This window comes from Leucobacter sp. (assembly GCF_053528595.1).
The window spans coordinates 32,459-57,869 of record NZ_JAIVPF010000052.1; the positions used below are offsets into that span (position 1 = coordinate 32,459).

A 25,411-nucleotide genomic window follows, 5' to 3' on the forward strand; every position below is an offset into this window, starting at 1 on the left:
CCCCTTTCGACTCCTTGCATCAATAATACCCGAAAGCGCGAATCCCGGGAAGTGCGCCCACCGCGAAATTCATCGTAGATATGTTCGAATACCCGGCCCGTGCGACGTAGGATGGGGGAGTGACTTCCACGCCCGCTCACCCCAGTCCCACCCCCATCCGCTCATCCGCCTCCCACGCGCACATCAGCGTCCGCGGAGCCCGCGTCCACAACCTCCAGGACGTCGATCTGAGCATCCCCCGCGACTCCATGGTGGTGTTCACGGGACTCTCGGGCAGCGGCAAGTCGAGCCTCGCCTTCGACACGATCTTCGCCGAGGGGCAGCGCCGGTACGTGGAGAGCCTGAGCGCCTACGCCCGGCAGTTCCTCGGCCAGGTCGACCGGCCCGACGTCGACTTCATCGAGGGGCTCAGCCCGGCGGTCTCGATCGACCAGAAGTCCACCAACCGCAATCCGCGAAGCACGGTGGGCACGATCACCGAGATCTACGACTACATGCGCCTGCTGTGGGCCCGCGTCGGCATCCCGCACTGCGCCGTGTGCGGGGAGCGCATCGAGTCGCAGACCGTGCAGCAGATCGCCGACCGCCTCATGGAGCTCCCCGAACGCACCCGCTATCAGGTGCTCGCCCCGATCGTGAGCAAGAAGAAGGGCGAGTTCGTCGATCTCTTCCAGGATCTCGCGGCGAGCGGCTACTCGCGCGCGCTCGTGGACGGCGAGATGGTGCAGCTCTCCGACCCCCCGAAGCTCAAGAAGCAGATCAAGCACGACATCTCGGTGGTCGTGGACCGGCTCGTCGCCGGGCCCGACGTGCTCGGCCGGCTCACCGACTCGCTGGAGACCGCGCTGCGGCTCGCGGGCGGCATCGTCGGGATCGACTTCGTGGACCTCGACCCGAAGGCGGAGGACCGCACCCGGCTGTTCTCGGAGAACCTGAGCTGTCCCAACCAGCACCCCGTCCAGCTGACCGAGATCGAGCCGCGGACATTCTCCTTCAACGCGCCCTTCGGCGCCTGCCCGACCTGCTCCGGCCTCGGCACGAGCATGTCGGTCGACGAGGATCTCGTGCTCGGCGATCCGGAGCTCTCCATCGCCGAGGGCGTCATCGTGCCCTGGACCAGCCAGGGCAAGAGCCTCTACCAGTACTACGAGAAGCTGCTCACCGGCCTCGCGAACGACCTCGACTTCTCGCTCGACACCCCCTGGGAGCGGCTGGCGGAGGACGTGCAGCAGGCCGTGCTGTACGGCAACAACTTCAAGGTCAACGTGCGCTGGAAGAACCGCTTCGGCCGCGAGGTCAAGTACTCCAGCGGCTTCGAGGGCGTGATCCCGTTCATCGAGCGCCAGTACGCCGAGGCCGAGAGCGATGCCAAGCGGGATCGCTGGCAGGAGTTCCTGCGCGAGGTGCCCTGCCACACCTGCCACGGCCGGCGGCTCAAGCCCGAGGTGCTCGCGGTCACCGTGAACGGGGAGTCGATCGCGGGCGTCACCGCGTTCAGCCTCACCGACGCCAAGCGCTTCTTCGACGAGGTCGAGCTCACCGAGCGCGAGGCGAGGATCGCGGCCCAGGTGCTGCGCGAGATCCGCCTGCGCTTCGACTTCCTCATCGAGGTCGGCCTCGGATACCTCACGCTCGCGCGCGCCGCCGGCACGCTGAGCGGTGGCGAGGCGCAGCGGATCCGGCTCGCCACCCAGATCGGATCGGGCCTCACGGGGGTGCTCTACGTGCTCGACGAACCGAGCATCGGCCTGCACCAGCGCGACAACCGGCGTCTGATCGAGACCCTGCTGAAGCTGCGGGATCTCGGCAACACCCTGATCGTCGTGGAGCACGACGAGGAGACGATCGAGGCGGCCGACTGGATCGTCGACATCGGCCCCGGCGCCGGCGTCGAGGGCGGCACCGTCGTGCACTCCGGGGAGTACGGCGGACTGCTCGAGAACCGGCGCTCGATCACCGGGGACTACCTCGCGGGGCGGCGCAGCATCGACACGCCGAAGAAGCGTCGCAAGCGCGATCGCAAGCGAGAACTCAAAGTGGTGGGCGCGCGCTCCAACAACCTCAAGAACGTCGACGCGGTCTTCCCGCTCGGGGTGATGACCGCCGTCACCGGCGTTTCGGGATCGGGCAAGTCCACGCTCGTCAACGACATCCTCTACCGGGTGCTCGCCAACCAGCTCAACGGCGCCCGGCTCGTCCCCGGCAAGCACACCCGCATCACCGGCCTCGAGCACCTCGACAAGGTCGTGCACGTCGACCAGGCGCCGATCGGACGCACGCCCAGGTCGAACCCGGCCACCTATACCGGCGTCTTCGACAAGATCCGCACGCTCTTCGCGGAGACCCCCGAGGCGAAGACCCGCGGCTACCTGCCGGGCCGCTTCAGCTTCAACGTCAAGGGCGGCCGGTGCGAGGCCTGCTCGGGCGACGGCACGCTGAAGATCGAGATGAACTTCCTGCCCGACGTCTACGTGGCCTGCGAGGCCTGCGGCGGCAAGCGGTACAACCGCGAGACGCTGCAGGTGCGCTACAAGGGCAAGAACATCTCCGAGGTGCTCGAGATGCCCATCGCCGAGGCGGAGGAGTTCTTCCGACCGATCTCCTCGATCCACCGGTACATGAAGACCCTCGTCGACGTGGGCCTCGGCTACGTTCGCCTGGGGCAGAGCGCCACCACGCTCTCGGGCGGCGAGGCGCAGCGCGTGAAGCTCGCCACCGAACTGCAGAAGCGCTCGAACGGCCGCAGCATCTACGTGCTGGACGAGCCCACCACCGGCCTGCACTTCGAGGACGTGCGCAAGCTGCTGCTCGTGCTGAACGGGCTGGTCGACAAGGGCAACACCGTGATCACGATCGAGCACAACCTCGATGTGATCCGCAGCGCCGACTGGATCATCGATCTCGGCCCCGAGGGCGGCTCGGGAGGCGGCACGATCCTCGCCGAGGGCACCCCCGAGCAGCTGGCGAAGCACCCCGAGAGCCACACGGGCCGCTTCCTCGGGGAAGTGCTCGAGGGATGGGCCGCGAAGTCGGCGCGGGCCGCCCGGCGGGAGCACGCGCAGCGGGAGTCGGCTTGACCCCAGACGACCACCGGCTCTCCTTCCGCCCCGCTCAGGGCGAGATCCCGACGAGCCCGGGGGTCTACCGCTTCAGCGATCGGCACGGGCGCGTGCTGTACATCGGCAAGGCGAAGAACCTGCGAGCCAGGCTGGCCAACTACTTCCAGCCGATGCACTCGCTCATGCCGCGCACCCGCACCATGCTGTCGCTCGCGGCCCAGCTCGACTGGACGGTGGTGGCGACCGACACCGAGTCGCTCGTGCTCGAGCACACCTGGATCACCGAGTTCAAGCCGCCCTTCAACGTGCAGTTCAAGGACGACAAGACCTACCCCTACCTCGCGGTGACCCTGCGCGAGGAGGCTCCCCGCCTCGTCATCACGCGCAACGAGAGGATCCGCGGCGCCAAGTACTTCGGCCCCTACCCCAAGGTCTGGGCCCTGCGCGAGACCACCGCGCTGCTGCAGCAGGCGTTCCCGATCCGCACGTGCAACGACGCCGACTACAAGCGCGCCATGCAGAGCGGACGCCCCTGCCTCGCCGGCCAGATCGGGCGCTGCAGCGGCCCCTGCTCGCAGCGGCTCACCGTCGCGGAGCACCGCGAGCGCGTCGACGAGCTGGTCTCCTTCCTCAGCGGCGGCGACCGCTCGCACCTGAAGAAGCTGCAGCGCGCCATGCGCGACGCCGCGGCCGCGCAGCGCTACGAGGAGGCGGCCAGGCTGCGCGATCAGGCGCAGGCGGTCGAGCACGTGATGGAGAAGAACGCCGTGGTGCTCGGCCTCGACGTCAACCTCGACGTGTTCGGGTTGCGCGCCGACGAGCTGGCCGCGGCCGCGCACCAGTTCATCATCCGCGGAGGCCGGATCCGGGGCGAGCGCAGCTGGATCGTCGACGTCGAGCTCGACGACTCGCCCGGCACGCTGCTGGAGCAGGTCATCCAGTCCGCCTACGAGGGGGAGCGGGAGCCGCCGCCGGAGATCCTCGTACCGCAGCTGCCCGAGAACGCGCCGGAGCTCGAGGAGGCCCTGAGCGCGCACCGGCCCCGCCGCGGGCGCGTCCGCCTGCGGGTACCGGAGCGGGGGGACAAGGTGCAGCTCATGGAGCGGGCCGTGCTCAACGCCGGCGAACAGCTCGTCCGGCACAAGCTCAAGCGCGCGGCCGACCTGACCGCCCGCACCGATGCGCTCGCCGAGCTGCAGCGCGCCCTCGGCATGGACGAGCCGCCGCTGCGGATCGAGTGCATCGACGTCTCGCACCTGCAGGGCACGGGCGTCGTCGCATCGCTCGTCGTCTTCGAGGACGGCCTCCCCGCGAAGGGGGCCTACCGCAAGTACCGGATCGAGCAGACGCGCGACGACACGGACTCGATCCACCAGGTGGTGTCGCGCCGCGCCGCGCAGCTCAACCAGGCGCGCGAGAGCGGCGAGGCTCCGAGCGGGATCTATCGCGACCGGCCCCAGCTCATCATCGTCGACGGCGGGGAGCCGCAGGTGCGGGCGGCGGCGCGGGCGCTCGACGAGGCCGGCATCACCGATGTGGCCCTGTGCGGCATCGCGAAGCGCCTCGAGGAGATCTGGCTGCCCGGCGATCCGTTCCCGGTGATCCTGCCGCGCACGAGCGAGGCGCTGTTCCTCGTGCAGCGCGTGCGCGACGAGGCGCACCGCTTCGCCATCGCCTTCCAGCGCCAGCGCCGCAGCACGTCGATCGCGAGCCGGCTCTCGGAGATCCCCGGGCTGGGGCCGAAGCGCGTGCAGGGCCTGCTCAAGCACTTCGGATCGGTCGCGCGGCTGCGCGCGGCCTCGCACGAGGAGCTGTCGGCCGCGCCCGGCCTGGGCCCGAAGCTCGCGGAGCAGGTGCTCGCGCACCTCGGCCCCGAACCCGGGGCCGAGGCTGCGGCTAAGCTTGAGGCATCAGCTGAATCGACGCCGGACGGGGAGGGCCGCGAATGAACGAGCAGGTATCCGGGCAGGAGATCCTCATCGTCACCGGCATGTCCGGAGCCGGTCGCAGCACGGTGGCGAACACCCTCGAGGATCTCGGGTGGTACGTGGTCGACAACCTGCCGCTGTCGATGCTCAAGACGCTGGCCGACATGGCGGATCGGTCCGGGGGAGCGCTGCCGCGGATCGTCGCGGTCGTGGACGTGCGGGGCCGCGACCTGTTCGGCGAGATCCAGGAGACGGTGGTCGAGCTGCGCGAGAACGCGACGGTGCGCATCGTCTTCCTCGATGCGACCGACGAGATCCTCGTGCGCCGCTACGAGTCCGTGCGCCGGCCGCACCCGCTGCAGGGCGAGGCCGGCAGCCTGCTCGAGGGCATCCGCCTCGAGCGGGAGCGGCTGCAGGAGCTGCGCGCCTCCAGCGACGTCGTGATCGACACCTCGCGCTACAACGTGCACGACCTGTCGACCGCGACGCGCGATCTCTTCTCGGACGACAACACGCCCGGGCTGCAGCTGTCGGTGGTCAGCTTCGGCTTCAAGTACGGCACTCCGACCGACGTCGACCTCATGGTCGACATGCGCTTCCTGCCCAATCCGTTCTGGATCCCCGAGTTACGACCCCTGACCGGGGTCGATCCCGAGGTGAAGGACTACGTGCTGAGCCGCGACGGCGCGGCCGACTTCATCGACCACTACGTCGCCGCGCTCACCCCCGTGCTCGCCGGCTTCCAGCGGGAGAACAAACGGCACGCCTCGCTCGCGGTAGGATGCACCGGCGGCAAACACCGCTCGGTCGCGACCGCCCGCGAGCTCGCAGACCGTCTCGCCGGACTCCCCGGCGTCAGCGTCAGCCTGCGTCACCGCGACCTCGGTCGCGAGTGACCCGCGCGTCGCCGACGACTGCTTTTTCGCGCTTTCACGCCATACTCCGAAAGGATCCCATTCGTGCTGTCGACCCCCGAGGTGAAGAGTGAGCTCGTCCGTTTCCCGGTGCAGCGCACCGGCGAACGGATCGCCGAGGTCGCGACGATCCTGCGTCTCGCCGGCGGACTGCACACCATCTCGGGCCGCATCGCCCTCGAGGCCGAGCTGCACACCCCGCAGATCGTGCAGCGCGTCCGCAAGGACCTCGCCGAGCTCTACGGCGTGCGCTCGGAGGCCAAGCAGCTGCCGCCGTCGAGCACGCGTCCCGGCGCACCGCAGTTCCTGGTCCGCGTGCTGGACGGGGAGACCCTCGCGCGCCAGCTCGGGCTGCTCGATCAGCGCCGCCGGCAGATCCGGGGCCTGCCGAACCGGCTCACGACGGGCGCGCAGGCCGAGCTCGCCGCCATCTGGCGGGGGGCGTTCCTCGCGCGGGGCGGCATCACCGCGCCCGGCCGCTCGGCGGGTCTCGAGCTCGTCTGCCCCACGAGCGAAGTGGCCATGGCCCTCGTGGGCGCCGCGAACCGCCTCGGCATCGAGGCCAAGAGCCGAGAGATCCGCGGCCAGAACAAGGTCATGATCCGCGACAGCGAGGCGATCGGCGAGATGCTGGGCGCCATGGGCGCCCAGCAGGCGCGCACCAGCTGGGAGGAGCTGCGCCGCGCGCGCGAGACCCGGGCCACCGCGAACCGCCTCGTGAACTTCGACGACGCCAACCTGCGGCGCTCCGCCCAGGCCTCCGTCGCCGCGTGCGCCCGCGTCGAGCGCGCGCTCGAGATCCTCGGCGACGAGGTGCCCGAGCACCTGCAGTACGCGGGACGCCTGCGCCTGGAGCACCGCGAGGCGAGCCTCGACGACCTCGGCGCGCGCGCCGAGCCGCCCCTCACGAAGGACGCGATCGCCGGGCGCATCCGCCGCCTGCTCGCCATGGCCGACAAGGAGGCCGAATCGCGGGGGATCCCGGGCACCGAGGCGAGCCTGCCGGAGGAGCTCGACTCGCTGTAGCCCACGCGGCACCCGCCGTCAAGGCCCGTCATTCTCCCACGCGGAGACCCCCGGAGTCATAGACTGGATCCGACAACTGTTGAACCAGAGATTGGAGCGCCGCATGGCTGCCTACTCACTTCCCGAGCTTCCCTATGATTACGCTGCCCTCGAGCCGCACATCAGCGGCAAGATCATGCAGTTGCACCACGACAAGCACCACCAGGCCTACGTGACCGGTGCCAACACCGCGCTCGAGCAGCTCGCCGAGGCCCGCGATTCCGGCAACCTCGCCGCTGTGAACAAGCTGGAGAAGGATCTCGCCTTCAACGTGGGCGGCCACGTCAACCACACCATCTTCTGGAACAACCTCTCTCCCGAGGGCGGGGAGCGCCCCGAGGGCGAGCTCGCAGCGGCGATCGACGAGTACTTCGGGGACTTCGAGAAGTTCCAGGCGCACTTCACCGCGACCGCGCTCGGCGTGCAGGGCTCCGGCTGGGCGGTGCTCGCCTGGGACGCGCTCGGACAGCGCGCGAACATCGTCCAGCTCTTCGACCAGCAGGGCAACCTTCCCGCGGGCACCGTCCCGCTGCTGATGCTCGACGTCTGGGAGCACGCCTACTACCTCGACTACCTCAACGTGCGCGCGGACTACGTCAAGGCGTTCTGGAACATCGCGAACTGGCAGGACGTGGCGAAGCGCCTCGAGAACGCCCGCTCGCAGACGCCCGGCCTGATCTGACCCGAGTACCCGAGGAGCCCGCCCCACCCATGCGCACCATCGAATCCCTGGGATCACTGCGCTCTCGGACGGTCATCGTCCGCTGCGATCTCAACGTCCCGCTCGCCGACGGCGTCATCACCGACGACGGCCGCATCAGGGCATCGCTCACCACCATCCGCGAGCTGCGCGAAGCGGGCGCGCGGGTGGTGCTGATCAGCCACCTGGGGCGCCCGAAGGGCGCTCCGGAGGAGCGGTACTCGCTGCGGCCGGTGGCGGTGCGCATGGGGGAGCTGCTCGGGGCTCCCGTCGGCTTCGTCGACGAGACCGTCGGGGCCGACGCCTCGGCGGCCGTCGGCGCGCTCGCCGAGGGCGAGGTCCTGCTGCTCGAGAACCTCCGCTTCAACCCGGGCGAGACGAGCAAGGACGAGCAGGAGCGCCGCGCGTTCGTGCAGCGTCTCGCAGACCTCGGCGACGCGTTCGTCTCCGACGGCTTCGGGGTGGTGCACCGGCGCCAGGCCAGCGTGTACGAGCTCGCGCAGCTGCTGCCGAGCGCCGCAGGGCGCCTGGTCGCCGCCGAGCTCGAGGTGCTGCAGCGGCTCACCGACCGCCCCGAGCGCCCCTACACGGTGGTGCTCGGCGGTTCGAAGGTCTCCGACAAGCTCGGCGTGATCTCGCACCTGATCGAGCGCGTGGACACCCTCCTCATCGGGGGCGGCATGCTCTTCACCTTCCTCGCCGCCCAGGGGCACGGCGTCGCCGCCAGCCTGCTGGAGGCGGATCAGCTCGACACCGTGCGGGGCTACCTCGCCGACGCGGAGCGGCGCGGCGTGCGCATCGTGCTGCCGAGCGACGTGGTCGTGGCCGAGGCCTTCGCCGCGGACGCCGCGCACGAGGTGGTCGCCGCCGATGCGATCGAGTCGTCCCGCTTCGGCGCGGAGGGCATCGGCCTCGACATCGGCCCCGAATCCGCGCGGGCCTTCGCCGAGGCGATCTCGGAGTCGGCGACCGTGTTCTGGAATGGCCCCATGGGCGTGTTCGAGATGGAGGCCTTCGCGAACGGCACCCGCGCGGTCGCGCGTGCGCTCACCGAGACCGACGGCTTCACCGTCGTCGGCGGCGGCGACTCCGCCGCTGCCGTGCGCGCGCTCGGCTTCGCAGACGATCAGTTCGGACACATTTCGACGGGCGGCGGCGCCAGCCTCGAGTTCCTCGAGGGCAAGCAGCTTCCCGGACTGGAGGTACTCGCGTGAACGACCAGGCCCCGCAGACCTCCGAGGGGGCCGCGGCCCCGGAGATCCGCGAACCCCTGCCGCAGGCGGATCGCACCCCGCTCATCGCGGGCAACTGGAAGATGAACCTGGACCATCTGCAGGCGATCGCCCTCGTGCAGAAGCTCTCCTGGAGCCTGAAGGACGTGCGGCACGACTACCAGCAGGCCGAGGTGGCGGTCTTCCCGCCGTTCACCGACCTGCGCTCGGTGCAGACGCTGCTCGCGGCCGACAAGCTGTCGCTCGCGCTCGGCGCGCAAGACGTCTCCCCGCACGAGTCCGGCGCCTACACCGGCGACGTCTCGGCGGCGATGCTGGCCAAGCTCGACGTGGCCTACGTGCTGGTGGGGCACTCCGAGCGCCGCCACGGCCACGACGAGAGCGACCGGACGGTGGGCCTCAAGGCGCTCGCGGTCCACCGCGCCGGGATGGTGCCGATGATCTGCGTCGGCGAGACGGCGGAGGACCTCGAGGAGCACGGCGCGGCGGCGATCCCGCTCGCGCAGCTCACCGCGGCGCTCGCCGAGCTTCCCGCGGACGCCGAGTTCATCGTCGCCTACGAACCCGTCTGGGCCATCGGCAGCGGTCAGGCGGCGACGCCCGAGCAGGCGGAAGAGGTGGCTCGGGCGCTGCGCGAGGCACTCCGCGATCTGCGCGACGACGCGCGCGCCGCTGCGACCCGCATACTCTACGGCGGCTCGGTGTCGAGCCAGAACGTCGCGAGCTTCCTCCGGCAGCCGAACGTCGACGGCGCGCTCGTCGGCGGCGCCAGCCTGAAGGCCGACGAGTTCTCCCGCATCGTCCAGTTCCAGAAGCACGTCACCGCCGCTTAACCACGGGGCCGGCGCCCCTCGGTTCCCGGGAAGCACGGAGAGCCGGAGCGGGCGCCCAGGCCCGCCCGATATACTGGACGTTGGTTTTCCACGCCCTCGACCCCTGAAAGGTGAACCGCGTGCTCATCCTCAAGATCGCACTGATCGTCATCCTCGTGATCACGAGCCTGCTGCTCACCCTCTTCATCCTGCTCCACAAGGGTCGCGGCGGCGGCCTCTCCGACATGTTCGGCGGCGGCGTGACCTCGAGCCTGGGCTCTTCGGGCGTGGCGGAGCGCAACCTCAACCGCATCACCGTCGTGGTGTCGCTGGTGTGGGTCGCCTCGATCGTGGGCCTCGGGCTCCTCGCCCGGTTCTCGGTCGTCTGACCCTCCGCCCAGTCCACCACCATCGCGCTCGCGGGCCACTCCCGCGGGCGCAGCAGTCTCGTCAGAAAGGTATCCATGGCCGGCAGCAACGCCATCCGTGGTGCGCGCGTCGGATCCGGCCCCATGGGGGAGAAGGATCACGGAGCTCGCGCCGACCGCATTCAGATCTCGTACTGGGACGCCCTGGGCAACGAGACGGTCCGCTACTTCGCGGCCGACGTCGCCGCGGAGGAGATCCCCGAGCAGATCGATTCCCCGACCACCGGCCTGCCCGCGGGCCGCGATCGTGAGAACCCGCCCCTGCTCCCGAAGAACGAGCCGTACAAGACGCACCTCGCCTACGTGAAGGAGCGCCGCACGCCGGAGGAGGCCGACGAGCTGCTGGAGGCCGCGTTGCAGAAGCTGCGCGAGCGTCGCGGCACCGCCCGCAAGTCCGCATAGCGGCTCGCCGCCGGAGCAGCGAGGGCCGGGACCCCGAACGGGATCCCGGCCCTTCTGCGTGCTCGTGACGGAGTGCGCACCCGTCGTTCGCGAGCGGTGAGTACCGTCGTGCGCGGGAGCGGGGAAGGCCCGCCCCCGCGCACCCGCCTACAGTGCGGCGAGGAGCTCGTCGAGGGCGGAGTCGCCGCTGCCGGACAGCGGGAGCACGAGCACCGGCCGGCCGCGCTCCCGGAGCACCTCGCGGTCGCCGCGCACCTGCGCCGCGATGAGCGCGCCGAAGCTGCTCTCGGCTCCGGGGATCATGAGGTCGCGGTCGGCCACCTCGACGACCTGCAGGAACGCGCCGAGCGCCGGCCCGCCCTTGTGCAGCTGCCCCACCGAGTGCAGGTACGAGGGGCCGAAGCCGAGCGCCACCGGGAGCCCGAGCGCCGTGGCGAGACGCTGCCGCAGGCGGCTCAGCGCCGCGGCGTAGCGGCCCGCGGGATCGACGTAGGCCTGCACGGCCAGATAACCGCCCTCGGGCACGGCGTCGCGGAGCTCCGCGGCGAGCCGCTCGGCGTCCGGCGTCTCGGGTGCCTCTCCGGCGCGCGACGAGGCGGCTCCGAGCGCGGCGCGCGCGGCCACCTTCGCGGCCTCGACATCGGGCTGATCGAACGGATCGATGCCCATGAGCCGTCCGAGCGCCGCGGTGGCGACCTCCCACATCAGCATCTGCGCGCCGAGCGAGCCGGAGGCCGCGAGATCCCAGTCGCCCTCGGCATCGGGAAGCTCCGACCCCGTGCGCACGCGCACAGTGTTCGCGGGCGGAGCGGTGAACTCCGGAGCCGACGCGGGCAGAGCGATCGGCAGTACCCCGTGGCGATCCTTGCCCGTCGACTCGGCGACGAGCTGCTCGATCCAGGCGCCGAATCCCCACTCGGCCCCCGACGGCTCGGCCACGGCGAGCACGAAGCGCTCGGGCAGACCGGCCGCGATCGCCGCAGTGAGCCGCAGCGCAGGGTTCTCGGGGGAGTCGCTCGCGAGCGACTCGCGCACGCCCTGCGCATCGGCGACCAGGGTGCGCACATCGGCTCCGGCGAGGCCCGAGGGCACGAGCCCGAAGGCGGTGAGCGCGGAGAAGCGGCCGCCCACATGCGGATCCGCGTTGAACACGCGCCGGTTCGCCGCGCGGGATTCGCCGTCGAGCGGCGAGCCCGGATCCGTGACGATGACGATGCGCTCGGACGGTTCGATGCCGGCGGCGCGGAACGCGTGCGCGAACGCGGCCAGGTGACTGCGCGTCTCGATCGTGCTGCCGGACTTCGAGCTCACGACGACCGCCGTGCGCGGCAGCTCGTGCGCGTCGAGCACACGCCGCACCGCGTCGGGGTGCGTGGAGTCGATCATGGTCAGCTCGACCCCCGCCCAGCGGGTGATCACCGCGGGTGCGAGGCTCGATCCGCCCATGCCGCACAGCACGAAGCGATCGACGCCCAGGGACAGGAATTCGGCTCGCAGCGCCTCGACACGCGGGATCAGCTGCTCCGCGGTCCGGATGAAGTCCGTCCAGCCGAGCCGGATCGCGGCCTCGGGCTCCGCCGCGCGACCCCACAGCGCGGCATCCCGCTCGAAGATCCGGCCGGCCACCCGATCCGCGACCAGCCGGTGCAGCGGCTCCTCGAAGTCCGCGACACCCGCTCCGATGCTCAGCTGAACGCTCATGCCTAACCCGCCTTCCGCAGCTCCTGCTCCACCGTCCCGCAGAGCTCGTCCCAGGAGGCGTCGAACTTCTGCAGCCCCTCGAGCTCGAGCTTCTCGGTCACCTCGACGTAGTCGATGCCCTGCGCGGCGATGGCGTTGAGCAGCTGGTTCGACTCGAGATACTCGGAAGTGACCGTGTCACCGCGCACCTCGCCGTGATCTGCGAACGCCTGCAGCGTCGCCTCGGGCATGGTGTTGACGACACCGGGGGCGATGAGCTCGGCCACGTAGAGCGTGTCCGGCAGCGCGGGATCCTTGACGCCCGTCGAGGCCCACAGCGGGCGCTGCGGATTGGCTCCCAGATCGATCAGCAGGCGCGCCCGCTCCGTCGCGAACGACTGCTCGAAGACCTCGTAGGCGAGTCGGGCGTTGGCCACACCGGACTGGCCCTTCAGGGAGAGCGCCTCCTCGGTGCCGATCGCGTTCAGGCGGCCGTCGATCTCGCTGTCCACGCGGGACACGAAGAACGAGGCCACCGAGTGGATGGTCGACAGATCGATCCCGGCCGCGCGGGCCCGCTCGAGCCCGGTCAGGTAGGCGTTGATCACCTGGCGATAGCGTTCGAGGCTGAAGATGAGCGTCACGTTGACGCTGATCCCCGCCGCGATGGTCTCGGTGATGGCCTCGAGACCCTCCACCGTCGCCGGGATCTTGATCATCGCGTTGGTCCGGTCGACCTTCGCCCACAGCTCGCGCGCCTGCGCCACCGTGCCGGCGGTGTCGCGCGCGAGGCCCGGCTCGACCTCGATGGAGACGCGGCCGTCGCGCCCGGCCGTATCCGCGTACACCTCGGCGAACACGTCGCACGCGTCGGCGACGTCGGCAGTGGTGAGCTCGATGATGGTGTCCGAGACGCCGAGTCCGCGCGCCGCGCACGCGGCGATCCGCTCGCCGTAGCCCACGCCGCCCGCGATCGCACCCGCGAAGATGGTCGGGTTGGTGGTGACGCCCACCACATCGTGGCTGCCGATCAGCTCGCGCAACTCGCCGCTCTCGATGCGGCTGCGCGAGAGGTCGTCGAGCCAGATGCTGACTCCCGCGCGGCTCAGTCGCTGGGTCGATGCGCTCATCGTGCTGCCTCCACTGCTGCAATGCTCTCGTGCGCCGCGGCGACCACGGCGTCGGTGGTGATCCCGAACTCCCGGAAGAGGGTCTGGTAGTCGGCGGAGGCGCCGAAGTGCTCGATCGAGACCGAGCGGCCGCTGTCGCCCACGTAGCGCTCCCAGCCGAGCGCGAGCCCGGCCTCGACGCTCACGCGCGCCGCGACGCCGGCGGGCAGCACGCTCTCGCGGTACTCCTCGCCCTGCTCGGCGAACCACTCGAGGCAGGGGGCCGACACGACGCGCGCCCCGATGCCGTCGGCCGCGAGGCGCTCGCGCGCCTCGACCGCCAGCTGCACCTCGGACCCGGTCGCGATGAGCAGCACGTCGATGCTCCCGGTGGGGGAGTCGGCGAGCACGTAGGCGCCCTTGCGCACCCCCTCCGCCGAGGTGCCCTCGAGCACCGGCACGTTCTGGCGGGTGAGCGCGATGCCGGTGGGGCCGGCGTGGCGCGACAGCACCTCGTGCCACGCGGCCGAGACCTCGTTCGCGTCGGCGGGGCGCACCATCGCCAGGTTCGGGATCGCCCGCAGCGTGGCGAGCTGCTCGATCGGCTGGTGCGTGGGCCCGTCCTCGCCGAGGGCGACCGAGTCGTGCGTCCACACGAAGATGCTGGGCACGTTCATGAGCGCGGCGAGGCGGACCGCCGGGCGCATGTAGTCGCTGAAGATGAGGAAGGTGCCGCCGTAGGAGCGGGTCTTGCCGTGGAGCTGGATGCCGTTGAGGATCGCGCCCATCGCGTGCTCGCGGATGCCGAAGTGCAGCACCCGGCCGTAGGGGTCGCCGCTCCAGCTCGCCGTGGAGTGGTGGCCGGGGACGAAGGAGGGGACGCCCGGGATCGTGGTGTTGTTGGATCCCGCGAGATCGGCGGATCCGCCCCACAGCTCGGGCATGATCGGGCCGAGCGCCGCCAGCACCTTGCCGCTCGCCGAGCGGGTGGCGATGCTCTCGCCGGGCTCGAAGGCGGGAAGCGCCTCCAGCGCGCCCTCGGGCAGCTGCTGCGCCTCCACCCGGTCGAAGAGCGCCTTCCGCTCGGGATTGGCGGCCGCCCACGCGTCGAACGACCGCTGCCACTCGGCGCGCTTCTCGGCGCCGCGCTGCACGGCGCCGCGGGAGCGCTCGAGCACCTCGGGCGCGACGACGAAGTGCTGCTCCGGGTCGAAGCCGAGGGCGGTCTTCAGGCCGGCGAGCTCCTCGGCGCCGAGCTTCGCGCCGTGGATGCCGCCCGTGTTCTGCTTGCCGGGGGAGGGCCAGCCGATGATCGTCTTGAGGATGATGAGGCTGGGCTTCGCGGTCTCGGCCTGCGCCTCGGCGATCGCGCGGTGCAGCTCGACCAGATCCTCGACGTACTCGCCGGTCTTCTTCCAGTCGACCTCGAGCACCTGCCAGCCGTACGACTCGTAGCGCTTCGCGACGTCCTCGGAGAAGGAGATGTCGGTGTCGTCCTCGATGGAGATCTGGTTGGAGTCGTAGATCGCGATCAGGTTGCCGAGCTCCTGGTGGCCGGCGAGGCTCGAGGCCTCGGAGGTCACGCCCTCCTGCAGGTCGCCGTCGCCGGCGATCACGTAGATGAAGTGGTCGAACGGGCTCGTGCCGGGCGCCGCCTCGGGGTCGAAGAGGCCCCGCTCGTAGCGGGCGGCGTAGGCGAAGCCCACGGCCGAGGCGAGACCCTGGCCGAGCGGGCCCGTGGTGATCTCGACGCCGTCGGTGTGACCGTACTCCGGGTGCCCCGGGGTCTTCGAACCCCACGTGCGCAGCGACTGGAGGTCCTCGAGCTCGAGTCCGTAGCCGCCGAGGTACAGCTGCACGTACTGGGTGAGCGACGAGTGCCCGACCGAGAGGATGAAGCGGTCCCGGCCGATCCACCTCGGGTCGGCGGGATCGTGGCGCATGACCCGCTGATGCAGCAGATAGGAGACCGGGGCCAGGCTGATCGCCGTGCCCGGGTGTCCGTTGCCGACCTTCTCGACCGCGTCCGCGGCCAGCACGCGCGCGGTGTCCACCGCGAGGCCGTCGAGCTCATCCCACTGCAGTTCGTTTCCCAAGACTCACCTTTCCAAGGGCAGGAACGGGCGCGTTCGCGCTCGCCGGATCAATCCTAATGGCTGCTCCTGCGACAAGGGCGGGTAACATGGGAGACGATGTCCACGCAGATCCCCACCCAGTCCCGGCTCGCGGCGACCCCGCCGCGTCGCAGCTTCGGTCGCATCGTCAAGAACTACGTGGCGCTCACCAAGCCGCGCGTCATGGAGCTGCTGCTCGTGGTCACCGTGCCCGCCATGATCCTGGCGCAGGGCGGCCTGCCGGACCTCTGGCTGGTGGTGGCCACGCTGATCGGCGGCGCGATGAGCGCGGGATCCGCCGGATCGTTCAACTGCTACATCGACCGCGACATGGATCGCAAGATGAAGCGCACCGAGAACCGGCCGCTCGTCACGGGCGAGATCTCCGATCGCAATGCGCTCGTCTTCTCCTGGGTGCTCGGCGTGCTCTCAGTGGTGTGGCTGCTGATCACCACGAACTGGCTGGCCGCTGCGCTCTCCGCGGCCGCGATCTTCTTCTACGTCGTGATCTACACGCTGCTGCTCAAGCGGCACAGCGAGCAGAACATCATCTGGGGCGGCATCGCGGGCTGCTTCCCCGTGCTGATCGGCTGGGCCGCGGTCACCGGCGACCTCGGCTGGCCCGCGTGGATCTTCTTCCTCATCATCTTCCTGTGGACCCCGGCCCACTACTGGCCGCTCTCGATGCGCTACCGCGACGACTACGCCGCCGCCGGCGTGCCGATGCTCGGCGTCGTGCGGGGCCGAGTCACCGTGGGCCTGCAGGTCATCCTCTACACGTGGGCCACCGTCGCCTCGAGCCTGCTGCTGATCCCGGCGCCCGGCATCGGCTGGCTCTACACCGTCGTGGCCGTGCTCTCGGGCGGCTACTTCATCCTCCAGGCCCACCGCCTCTACGGCAGCGCGATCCGCGGCCAGGAGGGCAAGCCGATGCAGGTCTTCCACGGCTCGATCACCTACCTCTCGGTGATCTCGCTCGCCATCGCGATCGATCCGCTGCTGCCGTTCTGAGCCGGGCGGTCCGGCGGCTCGAGATCCGCGCGCCGAGGTGCGCGGCGGGCGATAGGGTGAGCGCATGGCCGATGCATACACACACGGACACCACGCGAGCGTGCTGCGCTCGCACACCTGGCGCACCGCCGAGAACTCCGCCGCCTACCTGCTCCCGCTGCTGAACCCCGGTACCCGCGTGCTCGACATCGGCTCGGGGCCCGGCACCATCACCGCGGACTTCGCGCGCCTCGTGGCGCCGGGACCGGTGCTGGGGGTCGACGCCTCGGACGAGGTCGTGCGGAAGGCCGCGGCCGACACGGCGCCGCTCGGCCTCGAGAACCTCCGCTTCGAGACCGCGGACGCCTATCGGCTCGACGTCGCCGACGGCGGCTTCGACGTCGTGCACGCGCATCAGGTGCTGCAGCACGTCGGCGATCCGGTCGCCATGCTCCGCGAGATGCGGCGCGTGACCGCCCCCGGCGGGGTCGTGGCCGCCCGCGACGTCGACTACGAGGGCGTCATCTGGGCGCCGGGCCACCCGGAGCTCGCCGAGTGGCTCGAGCTCTACCTCCAGGTGCACCGGGGCGTCAGCGGGGAGCCCGCCGCCGGGCGGCATCTCAAGGCGTGGGCCCGCAGGGCCGGCCTCGAGGACGTGGCCTGCTCCGCATCGCTCTGGCTGTTCGAGTCCGACGAGGACCGGGCCTGGTGGGGCGGCATGTGGGCCGAGCGCGCAGTCGCGTCGGCGTTCGCCGACAACGCCATCCGCCTCGGACTCGCCGATCGCGACCGCCTGGAGCGCATCTCGGCGGGCTGGGAGCGCTGGGCCGAGGATCCCGACGGGTGGCTGCTGATGCCCCACGCGGAGATCGTGGCAACCGTCGAGTGAATCCGCGTCGCACGCCGGCGGTACGCTGAGAGGATGACCAGCCACCCCCAGGAGCTCCACCCCAGTACCGCCGTCGTCGCCCTCGGGCGGCCCGATGCCGAACCCGACGGGCCGCTCAATCCGCCCATCGTGCTCAGCTCGACGTTCCGCGGGTCCGCGACGCCGGAGCCGGGGGAGCGGGTGTACGCGCGCTACTCCAATCCGAGCTGGGAGCCGCTGGAGTCGGCCATCGCGACGCTCGAGCGGAGCGAGACGCCCGGCCTCGCCTTCGCGTCCGGGATGGCGGCGGTCTCGGCCGCCCTGTCGCTCACCCCGATCGGGGGTGTGGCCGTGGTGCCGAGCGCGTCGTACAACGGCACGATCGGCCTGGCCCGCGAGCTCGGCGCGGAGGGCGCCCTGCGGTTGCGCGAGGTGGACCCGCTGAACGTCGACGCCACGGTGGCCGCGCTGAACGGCGCCGACCTGCTCTGGCTCGAGTCGCCCACGAACCCCATGCTCGACGTCGTGGACGTGCCCGCGCTGGCCGCGGCCGCCCGCGAGCGCGGTGTCACCGTCGTCGTCGACAACACCTTCAGCACGCCACTCCGGCAGCGACCGCTCGAGGTCGGCGCCGACGTCGTGGTGCACTCCGCCACGAAGTTCATCGCCGGCCACTCGGACGTGCTGCTGGGCATCGCCGTGACGCGGGATCCCGAGCTGCGCGCGAGGCTCGCGAAGCGGCGCACCCTCCAGGGCGGCGTTCCCGGCCCCTTCGAGGCCTGGCTCGCCCTGCGCGGCCTGCGCACGATGGCCCTGCGCCTCGACCGCGCCGAGGCGACCACGGGCGAGCTCGCGCGGCGTCTGGACGCGCACCCGGCGATCGCCCGGGTGCGGTATCCCGGGCTTCCGCAGGACCCCGGTCACGAGCTCGCGCGGGCGCAGCTCGACGGATTCGGCGCCGTGATGTCGATCGAGCTCGCGGGCGGGGCGGCCGCCGCGGAGGCGTTCGTCGACGCGCTGCGGCTGTTCACGCCGGCGACCAGCCTGGGCGGCGTCGAGTCCCTCGTCGAGCGCCGGCGCAGGCACCCCGCGGAACCCGTCGAGGTGCCCGAGGCGCTCGTGCGCCTGAGCGTCGGGATCGAGCACGTCGAGGATCTCTGGGCCGACCTGGAGCGGGGCCTGTCGGGCCTGAGCTAGCGGTACTCGGCTCGCTCGGCAGCTCGGTGACACGCGGCCGATCGCCGGTTCGCCCCCTGCTCCGCCGGTTCGCCCCCTGCTCCGGCGGTTCACCGCCTATGCTTCGGTGGTCCACTGCGGCGAGTGGCGGATAACGCGCCTGTTTCGGCGAAAACAGCCGCGTTATCCGCCGCTCGGTAGCGCCTGCACGCCCGCACAGGACCCCGGCTCCTTCGCTCACAGGATGGGCACACGTCGGTTCCATCATGAGGTCCGGCTCTCCCTGTGGAGAAGCCGCGCTCTGCACAGGCGACGTGCGGAGTATGGCGCCCATGGAACCGCGAGTGCAGGCCGACGCCGTCTTCTCCGACCGGGCCTTCCTGCTGCGGCAGGCGATGAGCCTCGGGTACGGCAGGGGCGCCTTGGCGCATCCCCGCTGGCATCGACCGTTCTCCGGGATGCGCTCGAAGCAGCCGAGCGCCCGAAGGCTGTACGGCCGGGCGCTGCAGTATCTCCCGCGGCTCCGCCCGGGCGAGCGCTTCAGCCACGCGACGGCACTCGCGGTGCTCGGCTGTCCGATCAGGGTTCCGAAGAACACGCCGGTCGACGTCTCCAGTCCAGCAGAGATCGGCCGGGTGACCTGCAGGGGCGTGCGGGGCCATCGGCACGTGCGCGAAACGGCGCCGTTCCTCTGCGCCGTGCCCGAGGGCGAGGAGTCCGTGCCGATCGTCCCGCCGCTGCGAGCCGTGCAGCAGGCGGCCGGTTCGCTGCCCTTCGTCGAGCTGGTCGTGGCGCTCGACCATCTGCTGCGCGAAGACGACCGCCGATTCGACCCGTTCACCCGCGTGCATCCCGACGAGCTGACCGCATTCGCGGCGACCACCACCGGGCGGGGCGCACGCCGGTTCCGGGAGGCCGCCGCGCTCGCGCGGATCGGCTCCGAGTCGCGCATGGAGACGCTCATGCGCCTCGCGGGGGTGCGCGTCGGGATGCCGGAGCTGCGGCTGCAGGTCGAGCTGTACGACGCCTCGGGCGGGTGGATCGGACGCTTCGACGCCGTCGACGACGAGACCCGCAGCATCTTCGAGTACGACGGCGAGCAGCACGTCACCTCTGCGCGGCAGCGTCGCCGGGATCCCCGTAAGCACCAGGCGGCGCGCGATTCGGGATGGAGGCTCCTGGTGTTCTTCCACGAGGATCTGCTCGAGAGCCTGGCCGACGCGGGGCGCCGGATGCTCGAGTTCAGCGGCCGCTCCGGGAGACCGGTTCGACCGAGCCTCTCGCGTCTGCTCGACGAGCGGTCGGGGGACGACACCGAGTCCGCCGTTCCGCGTCGGAATGCGCACCACGGTCCGGCCGGCGACTGACGAGGCGCTCACTCGCCCCGCCCCGCAACTGGATCTACCAGGCGCGAGTGGCGGATAACGCGGTTGTCTCCGCGCAAACAGCCGCGTTATCCGCCACTCGCCGATGCCGGCGGGACGTCGCCGCGCCGGGCGTGCAGCGGCCCGGCCAGCAACCCGAGCACCACCGCGACGAGTACCGCGCCCGCTCCGAGGGCGCTCACGAGGTAGAGCGGGAGCTCGAGCGCGAAGGCCGCATCGGCGTCCCAGTCGACGAACGTGTCGCCCACCGAATTGAGGTTGCCGAAGGATGCGAAGAAGTAGGCCGGTGCGCCGGCCGCGAGAATGCAGCCGAAGAGCAGGAGCAGCACCCATCCCGGCTGCTTCTCGCGGGAGAGCAGAGCCAGGGCGGCCCAGCCGAGCGCGAGCAGGATCCCGATCGTCGCGAACCCGATTCCGGCCCAGACCCCGTAGGGCTGGCCCGCGGCGTCCATCGCGGCGACCGCCTGCTCGAGCGGCACCCCGCTCGCAGCGGTGACCGCCCAGTCGCTCATGAGCAGCGCCCCGAGGATCGCATAGACGATCAGCCCGGCGACGCCGAGCGATACGAGGAGCGCGCGAGCGGTCATCTCGACACGGTGGTCAGGGAGTCGCGGCGGGCGCCGCGGAGACCGCGGCGCCGGGGCGCTTCAGGCGCAGCACCACGACGGTCATCGCCGCGGCGGTGAGCGACGCGAGCACCATGTGCACGCCCACCGCGAAGGGCGGCAGCCCGCTGCGGGCCTGGAAGACGCCGACGCCGATCTGCACGAGCAGCGCGGCGAGCAGCGCGACCGACCAGCGCAGCGGCCGCAGCCGCTTCGCCGCCGCCCAGCCCACGAGCACGAGCACGAGCGCCAGGGAGATGTAGCCCGGCCAGGCGTGCACGTGGCTGAGCAGCGTCGCGTCGAAGCCGTCGCGCACGATGCCGGCGTCGCCCGAGTGCGGCCCCGCGCCCGTGGTGAGCACGCCGAACAGCACGGTCAGCGCCATGAAGAGCGTGGTGACGTGGGTCAGGATCGCGAAGCCCTTCGGCACCGCTCGCTCGCGGGGCAGCGGCTCCTCGTACATGCGCACGAGATACGCGGCGGTCACGCACACGAGCACGAGGGAGACGGTGTAGTGGAAGCCCACCAGGTTCGCGTTGAGATGCAGCCACACGACGAAGGCGCCCACGAGCGCCTGCAGCACCACGAGCCCCAGCACCACCGACGAGATGACGAGGAGATCGCGGCGCCGGGCCCGGATGCGCCAGCTCAGCACCAGCACCAGGAGGGCGGCGATCAGCAGCGGACCCGAGATGGTGCGGTTGGTGAACTCGATGATGCCGTGGATCCCGAGTTCGGGCGTGGGCACGAGGGAGCCCGGAGTGCAGACGGGCCAGTCGGTGCAGCCGAGACCGGAGCCCGTGAGGCGCACGGTGCCGCCCGTCGCGATGATCGTGACGTTCAGCACGAACGAGGCCCAGGCCGCGATCCGCAGGAGGCGGGAGGGCGCGCGGTCGGCGCTGCGCCGGCGTTCGTCCGGGATCGCGGTTCCAGTCGGTGTGCTCGCGCTTGACAACGCGTCTCCTTTCGGCCCAGACCGAGCATCCCATTACTAAGGGTCGCCTACCCTGACAAGCGGCGTCCGAAGCTGTAGAATGGGAAGCTGTGGTTGCGTGCGGCGAACCAGCATCGGGTGCGAAGCACCGGATCAGCCGGTTCCGTCCGAAGCCCAGACTACTGCACCGCTGCAGGGCCAGGACTGTGTGCCCGATCGAATTCGCGTGCGCACGCGGGGCCGGCCCGGCGAGACGAAGAATGAGGGAGGGATCATGCCAGAGGTACTGATCGACCGACCCGAGCTGGAAGGCTTGGGCCAGTACGAATTCGGCTGGCACGACAGCGATGAGGCAGGCGCGATCGCCAAGCGCGGCCTCAACGAGCAGGTCGTGCGTGAAATCTCGGCTCTGAAGAACGAACCGGAGTGGATGCTGCAGCGACGTCTCAAGGCGCTGCAGATCTTCGGCCGGAAGCCGATGCCGTCGTGGGGCGCGGATCTCTCGGAGATCGACTTCGACAACATCAAGTACTTCGTGCGCTCGACCGAGAAGCAGGCGACGAGCTGGGAGGAGCTCCCCGAGGAGATCAAGGAGACCTACGAGCGGCTCGGCATCCCCGAGGCCGAGCGCCAGCGTCTCGTCGCCGGCGTCGCCGCCCAGTACGAGTCCGAGGTGGTCTACCACCAGATCCGCGAGGACCTCGAGGAGCAGGGTGTGCTCTTCCTCGACACCGACACCGCGCTGCGCGAGCACCCGGAGTTCTTCGAGGAGTACTTCGGCACCGTGATCCCGTCGGGCGACAACAAGTTCGCCGCGCTGAACACGGCCGTGTGGTCGGGCGGCTCGTTCGTGTACGTGCCGAAGGGCGTGCACGTGGAGATCCCGCTGCAGGCGTACTTCCGCATCAACACCGAGAACATGGGACAGTTCGAGCGCACGCTCATCATCGCCGACGAGGGCAGCTACGTGCACTACATCGAGGGCTGCACGGCGCCGATCTACAAGTCGGACTCGCTGCACTCCGCGGTGGTCGAGATCATCGTCAAGAAGAACGCGCGCGTGCGCTACACGACGATCCAGAACTGGTCGAACAACGTGTACAACCTCGTGACCAAGCGCGCTGTGGCCGAAGAGGGCGCCACCATGGAGTGGGTCGACGGCAACATCGGCTCGAAGGTCACCATGAAGTACCCGTCGATCTACCTGACCGGCGAGCACGCCAAGGGCGAGACCCTGTCGGTCGCCTTCGCCGGGCCGGGCCAGCACCAGGACACCGGCGCGAAGATGATCCACCTGGCTCCGCACACCAAGTCGTCGATCCTCGCGAAGTCGATCGCCCGCGGAGGCGGTCGCACGGGGTACCGCGGCGAGGTGCGGATCGAGCCGGGCGCGCGGCGCGCGGCGAACTCGGTGGTCTGCGACGCGCTGCTCGTCGACACGATCTCGCGCAGCGACACCTACCCGGCCATCGACATCCGCACCGACGACGCCGAGCTGGGCCACGAGGCCACGGTCTCGCGCGTCAGCGAGGAGCAGCTCTTCTACCTCATGAGCCGCGGCCTCGCCGAGGAGGAGGCGATGGCCATGATCGTGCGCGGCTTCATCGAGCCGATCGCGCGCGAGCTGCCCATGGAGTACGCCCTCGAACTGAACAAGCTCATCGAGATGGGCATGGAAGGATCCGTCGGATAATGACCGAAGCTGTTGCAACGAAGACTGCGCCCGCTCAGCACGGCCTGACCGCCCACTCCGACGGGGACTGGGCGAACCGGATCCCGGTGCAGACCCGCTCCGAGCGGCCGAAGTCCACCGATGTCGCCGATTTCGCACCGGTGACCGGCCGCGAAGCGGTCTGGAAGTACACGCCGGTCGCGAAGCTCGACGCGCTGCTGAACGGCGAGCTCGACGGCTCGCGCCTCCCGGTCTCGGTGGGCGACGCCGCGGGTGTCGCATCCGAGTGGATCGCCCGGGACGACGCCCGCATCGGGCGCGCGGGCACTCCCGAGGAGCGGGGCGCCGCCGCGGCGTGGACCGCCTTCGGCGAGGCCCACCTCGTCACCCTCTCCTCGGAGGAGAAGGTCACGACGGTCGTCACCCGCGACGCGCTGGACTCGGCGCCCCGGGCCGCCCACACGATCATCGAGGCGGCACCGCAGAGCCAGGGCCTCGTGATCCTCGAGAACACGGGCTCGGCGCAGCTCTCCGAGAACGTCGAGATCGTCGTGGGCGACGGGGCGAAGCTCACCGTCGTCAGCGTGCAGCAGTGGGACGGCGACGCGATCCACCTGGCGAGCCACTACGCCACCGTGGGCCGCGACGCGACGCTCACGCACATCGTGGTCTCGCTCGGCGGCGGGGTCGTGCGCCTCAACCCCTCGATCCATCTCGACCACGAGGGCTCGACGGGCACCGCGCTCGGCGCCTACTTCGCCGATGCCGGGCAGCACCTGGAGCACCAGGTGTACCTCGACCACGATGCCCCGCACACCACCAGCCGCGTCACCTACAAGGGCGCGCTGCAGGGAGAGGGTGCGCACACCGTGTGGATCGGCGACGTGCTGATCCGCAACAACGCGACCGGCACCGACAGCTACGAGCAGAACCGCAATCTCGTGCTCAGCGAGGGCACCCGCGCCGACTCGATCCCCAACCTGGAGATCGAGACCGGCGACATCGAGGGCGCCGGTCACGCCTCGGCGACGGGGCGCTTCGACGACGAGCACATCTTCTACCTGCAGAGCCGCGGCATCTCGGAGGAGGAGGCGCGCAAGCTCGTGGTGCGCGGCTTCCTGATCGAGGTCATCGCCCAGATCGGCGACGAAGCGACCGAGGAGCGCCTGCAGGCGGCCGTCGAGGCCGAGCTGGCCGACTCGGTCGGCCCGGCGTCAGGCGTCCAGGCGACCCGGGGAGCCTGAGTGCCCCGTCACAAGGTGATCGCGGTCAGCGATCTGGTGCAGGATCAGGCGACGCGCGTCGTCCTCGACGATGTGCCGATCGCCGTGGTGCTGGACTCGCAGGGCGAGGTCCACGCCATCGGCGACACCTGCAGTCACGGACAGATCAGCCTGTCAGAGGGATTCGTCGAGGGCGACACGCTCGAGTGCTGGGCCCACGGCTCCGCATTCTCGCTGCGCACCGGCATCCCGCAGAACCTTCCGGCCTACGAGCCGGTACCCGTCTACGCCGTCGAGATCGAGGACGGCGACGTGTACATCGACCCCAACGTTACGAAAGAGATTGAACAATGAGCTCCGTTCTTGAAATCAAGGACCTGCACGTCAGCGTCGAGACCGAGCAGGGCGAGAAGCAGATCCTCAAGGGGGTCGACCTCACCATCAACCAGGGCGAGACCCACGCCATCATGGGCCCCAACGGCTCGGGCAAGTCGACCCTCGCCTACGCCATCGCCGGCCACCCCCGGTACGAGGTCACGGGCGGGTCGATCCTGCTCGACGGCGAGGAGGTGCTCGACATGGAGGTGGACGAGCGCGCCCAGGCCGGCCTCTTCCTCGCCATGCAGTACCCGGTGGAGATCCCCGGCGTGACCAACGCCAACTTCCTGCGCACCGCGAAGACCGCGATCGACGGCGAGGCGCCGGCGATCCGCACCTGGATGAAGGACGTCAAGGAGGCCATGCAGAACCTCCGCATGGACGAGTCGTTCGCGTCGCGCAACGTCAACGAGGGCTTCTCGGGCGGCGAGAAGAAGCGCAACGAGATCCTGCAGCTCGAACTGCTCAAGCCGAAGTTCGCCGTGCTCGACGAGACCGATTCGGGTCTCGACGTCGACGCGCTCAAGGTCGTCTCGGAGGGTGTGAATCGCGCCAAGGAGAACACCGGCCTCGGCGTGCTGCTCATCACGCACTACACCCGCATCCTGCGCTACATCGAGCCGGACTTCGTGCACGTCTTCGTGAACGGCCGCGTCGCGGAGGAGGGCGGCCCGGAGCTCGCCGAGCGTCTCGAGGAAGAGGGCTACGACCGCTTCCTCACGGGCGCTTCGGCCTGA

Annotated in this window: 22 protein-coding genes; 17 read left to right on the plus strand and 5 right to left on the minus strand. The window is 70.5% G+C overall.

Going from position 1 to position 25,411, the window contains the following annotated elements; translation table 11 throughout:
* Positions 1–155 precede the first annotated feature (155 nt).
* From uvrA to ACWKZU_RS10525, 9 genes are all read left to right on the plus strand, one after another.
* Positions 156–3,077 carry an excinuclease ABC subunit UvrA gene (gene uvrA, locus ACWKZU_RS10485; protein WP_449282305.1) on the plus strand — a complete coding sequence of 974 codons (2,922 nt, stop codon included), beginning with the start codon at positions 156–158 and terminating at the stop codon, positions 3,075–3,077.
* Positions 3,074–5,008 (plus strand): excinuclease ABC subunit UvrC, encoded by a 1,935-nt coding sequence (gene uvrC / locus ACWKZU_RS10490; RefSeq protein ID WP_449282268.1) that lies wholly within the window; start codon positions 3,074–3,076, stop codon positions 5,006–5,008. The genes uvrA and uvrC overlap by 4 nt, the downstream gene beginning before the upstream one ends.
* Positions 5,005–5,883, plus strand: coding sequence for an RNase adapter RapZ (rapZ, locus tag ACWKZU_RS10495; RefSeq protein ID WP_449282269.1), 879 nt, complete (start codon positions 5,005–5,007; stop codon positions 5,881–5,883). The genes uvrC and rapZ overlap by 4 nt, the downstream gene beginning before the upstream one ends.
* Before the next feature lie 63 nt (positions 5,884–5,946).
* Complete coding sequence (gene whiA, locus ACWKZU_RS10500; protein WP_449282270.1) at positions 5,947–6,927, plus strand: DNA-binding protein WhiA; 981 nt, start codon at positions 5,947–5,949, stop codon at positions 6,925–6,927.
* Positions 6,928–7,030: 103 nt separating this feature from the next.
* A complete protein-coding gene (locus tag ACWKZU_RS10505; RefSeq protein ID WP_449282271.1) occupies positions 7,031–7,648 on the plus strand; it encodes a superoxide dismutase in 618 nt (205 codons plus the stop codon).
* A gap of 29 nt (positions 7,649–7,677) precedes the next feature.
* Positions 7,678–8,880 (plus strand): phosphoglycerate kinase, encoded by a 1,203-nt coding sequence (locus ACWKZU_RS10510; RefSeq protein WP_449282272.1) that lies wholly within the window; start codon positions 7,678–7,680, stop codon positions 8,878–8,880.
* 56 nt (positions 8,881–8,936) lie between these two features.
* A complete protein-coding gene (gene tpiA / locus ACWKZU_RS10515) occupies positions 8,937–9,731 on the plus strand; it encodes a triose-phosphate isomerase (RefSeq protein ID WP_449282306.1) in 795 nt (264 codons plus the stop codon).
* A gap of 119 nt (positions 9,732–9,850) precedes the next feature.
* A complete protein-coding gene (secG, locus tag ACWKZU_RS10520; protein WP_024355871.1) occupies positions 9,851–10,099 on the plus strand; it encodes a preprotein translocase subunit SecG in 249 nt (82 codons plus the stop codon).
* A gap of 75 nt (positions 10,100–10,174) precedes the next feature.
* Positions 10,175–10,540 carry an RNA polymerase-binding protein RbpA gene (locus ACWKZU_RS10525; RefSeq protein WP_449282273.1) on the plus strand — a complete coding sequence of 122 codons (366 nt, stop codon included), beginning with the start codon at positions 10,175–10,177 and terminating at the stop codon, positions 10,538–10,540.
* A gap of 147 nt (positions 10,541–10,687) precedes the next feature.
* Here the strand turns inward: ACWKZU_RS10525 and ACWKZU_RS10530 are convergent, their stop codons facing one another.
* Genes ACWKZU_RS10530 through tkt form a run of 3 tightly spaced genes read right to left on the minus strand, consistent with a single transcriptional unit; the run spans position 10,688 to position 15,425 of the window.
* Entirely contained in the window at positions 10,688–12,241 is a 1,554-nt protein-coding gene (locus ACWKZU_RS10530; protein WP_449282274.1) for a glucose-6-phosphate isomerase, read from the minus strand.
* Positions 12,242–12,243: 2 nt separating this feature from the next.
* Positions 12,244–13,350, minus strand: coding sequence for a transaldolase (gene tal / locus ACWKZU_RS10535; RefSeq protein WP_449282275.1), 1,107 nt, complete (start codon positions 13,348–13,350; stop codon positions 12,244–12,246).
* The gene (gene tkt, locus ACWKZU_RS10540) at positions 13,347–15,425 is read right to left on the minus strand and encodes a transketolase (protein WP_449282276.1); all 2,079 of its coding nucleotides are present in this window, start codon (positions 15,423–15,425) and stop codon (positions 13,347–13,349) included. Before tkt ends, tal begins: the two co-directional genes overlap by 4 nt.
* A gap of 96 nt (positions 15,426–15,521) precedes the next feature.
* On the opposite strand from tkt, the gene ACWKZU_RS10545 reads away from it, so the two are divergent.
* From ACWKZU_RS10545 to ACWKZU_RS10560, 4 genes are all read left to right on the plus strand, one after another.
* Complete coding sequence (locus ACWKZU_RS10545; RefSeq protein ID WP_449282277.1) at positions 15,522–16,454, plus strand: heme o synthase; 933 nt, start codon at positions 15,522–15,524, stop codon at positions 16,452–16,454.
* Between the two features lie 64 nt (positions 16,455–16,518).
* A complete protein-coding gene (locus ACWKZU_RS10550; protein ID WP_449282278.1) occupies positions 16,519–17,322 on the plus strand; it encodes a methyltransferase domain-containing protein in 804 nt (267 codons plus the stop codon).
* 33 nt (positions 17,323–17,355) lie between these two features.
* Positions 17,356–18,498, plus strand: a complete 1,143-nt coding sequence (locus ACWKZU_RS10555; protein WP_449282279.1) for a trans-sulfuration enzyme family protein — start codon at positions 17,356–17,358, stop codon at positions 18,496–18,498.
* Between the two features lie 311 nt (positions 18,499–18,809).
* Positions 18,810–19,844 (plus strand): hypothetical protein, encoded by a 1,035-nt coding sequence (locus ACWKZU_RS10560; RefSeq protein WP_449282280.1) that lies wholly within the window; start codon positions 18,810–18,812, stop codon positions 19,842–19,844.
* 86 nt (positions 19,845–19,930) lie between these two features.
* Here the strand turns inward: ACWKZU_RS10560 and ACWKZU_RS10565 are convergent, their stop codons facing one another.
* Positions 19,931–20,449: a hypothetical protein gene (locus ACWKZU_RS10565; RefSeq protein ID WP_449282281.1), complete on the minus strand. Its 519-nt coding sequence runs from the start codon at positions 20,447–20,449 to the stop codon at positions 19,931–19,933.
* A gap of 13 nt (positions 20,450–20,462) precedes the next feature.
* Positions 20,463–21,422 carry a COX15/CtaA family protein gene (locus ACWKZU_RS10570; protein ID WP_449282282.1) on the minus strand — a complete coding sequence of 320 codons (960 nt, stop codon included), beginning with the start codon at positions 21,420–21,422 and terminating at the stop codon, positions 20,463–20,465.
* Positions 21,423–21,675: 253 nt separating this feature from the next.
* Here ACWKZU_RS10570 and sufB point away from each other — a divergent pair, with 253 nt between their 5' ends.
* From sufB to sufC, 4 genes are read left to right on the plus strand one after another with little or no spacing between them, the layout of a single operon-like run.
* Positions 21,676–23,094, plus strand: coding sequence for a Fe-S cluster assembly protein SufB (gene sufB / locus ACWKZU_RS10575; protein WP_449282283.1), 1,419 nt, complete (start codon positions 21,676–21,678; stop codon positions 23,092–23,094).
* Entirely contained in the window at positions 23,094–24,317 is a 1,224-nt protein-coding gene (gene sufD, locus ACWKZU_RS10580) for a Fe-S cluster assembly protein SufD (RefSeq protein ID WP_449282284.1), read from the plus strand. Before sufB ends, sufD begins: the two co-directional genes overlap by 1 nt.
* The gene (locus ACWKZU_RS10585) at positions 24,318–24,650 is read left to right on the plus strand and encodes a non-heme iron oxygenase ferredoxin subunit (RefSeq protein ID WP_449282285.1); all 333 of its coding nucleotides are present in this window, start codon (positions 24,318–24,320) and stop codon (positions 24,648–24,650) included.
* Positions 24,647–25,411, plus strand: coding sequence for a Fe-S cluster assembly ATPase SufC (gene sufC, locus ACWKZU_RS10590; RefSeq protein WP_449282286.1), 765 nt, complete (start codon positions 24,647–24,649; stop codon positions 25,409–25,411). Before ACWKZU_RS10585 ends, sufC begins: the two co-directional genes overlap by 4 nt.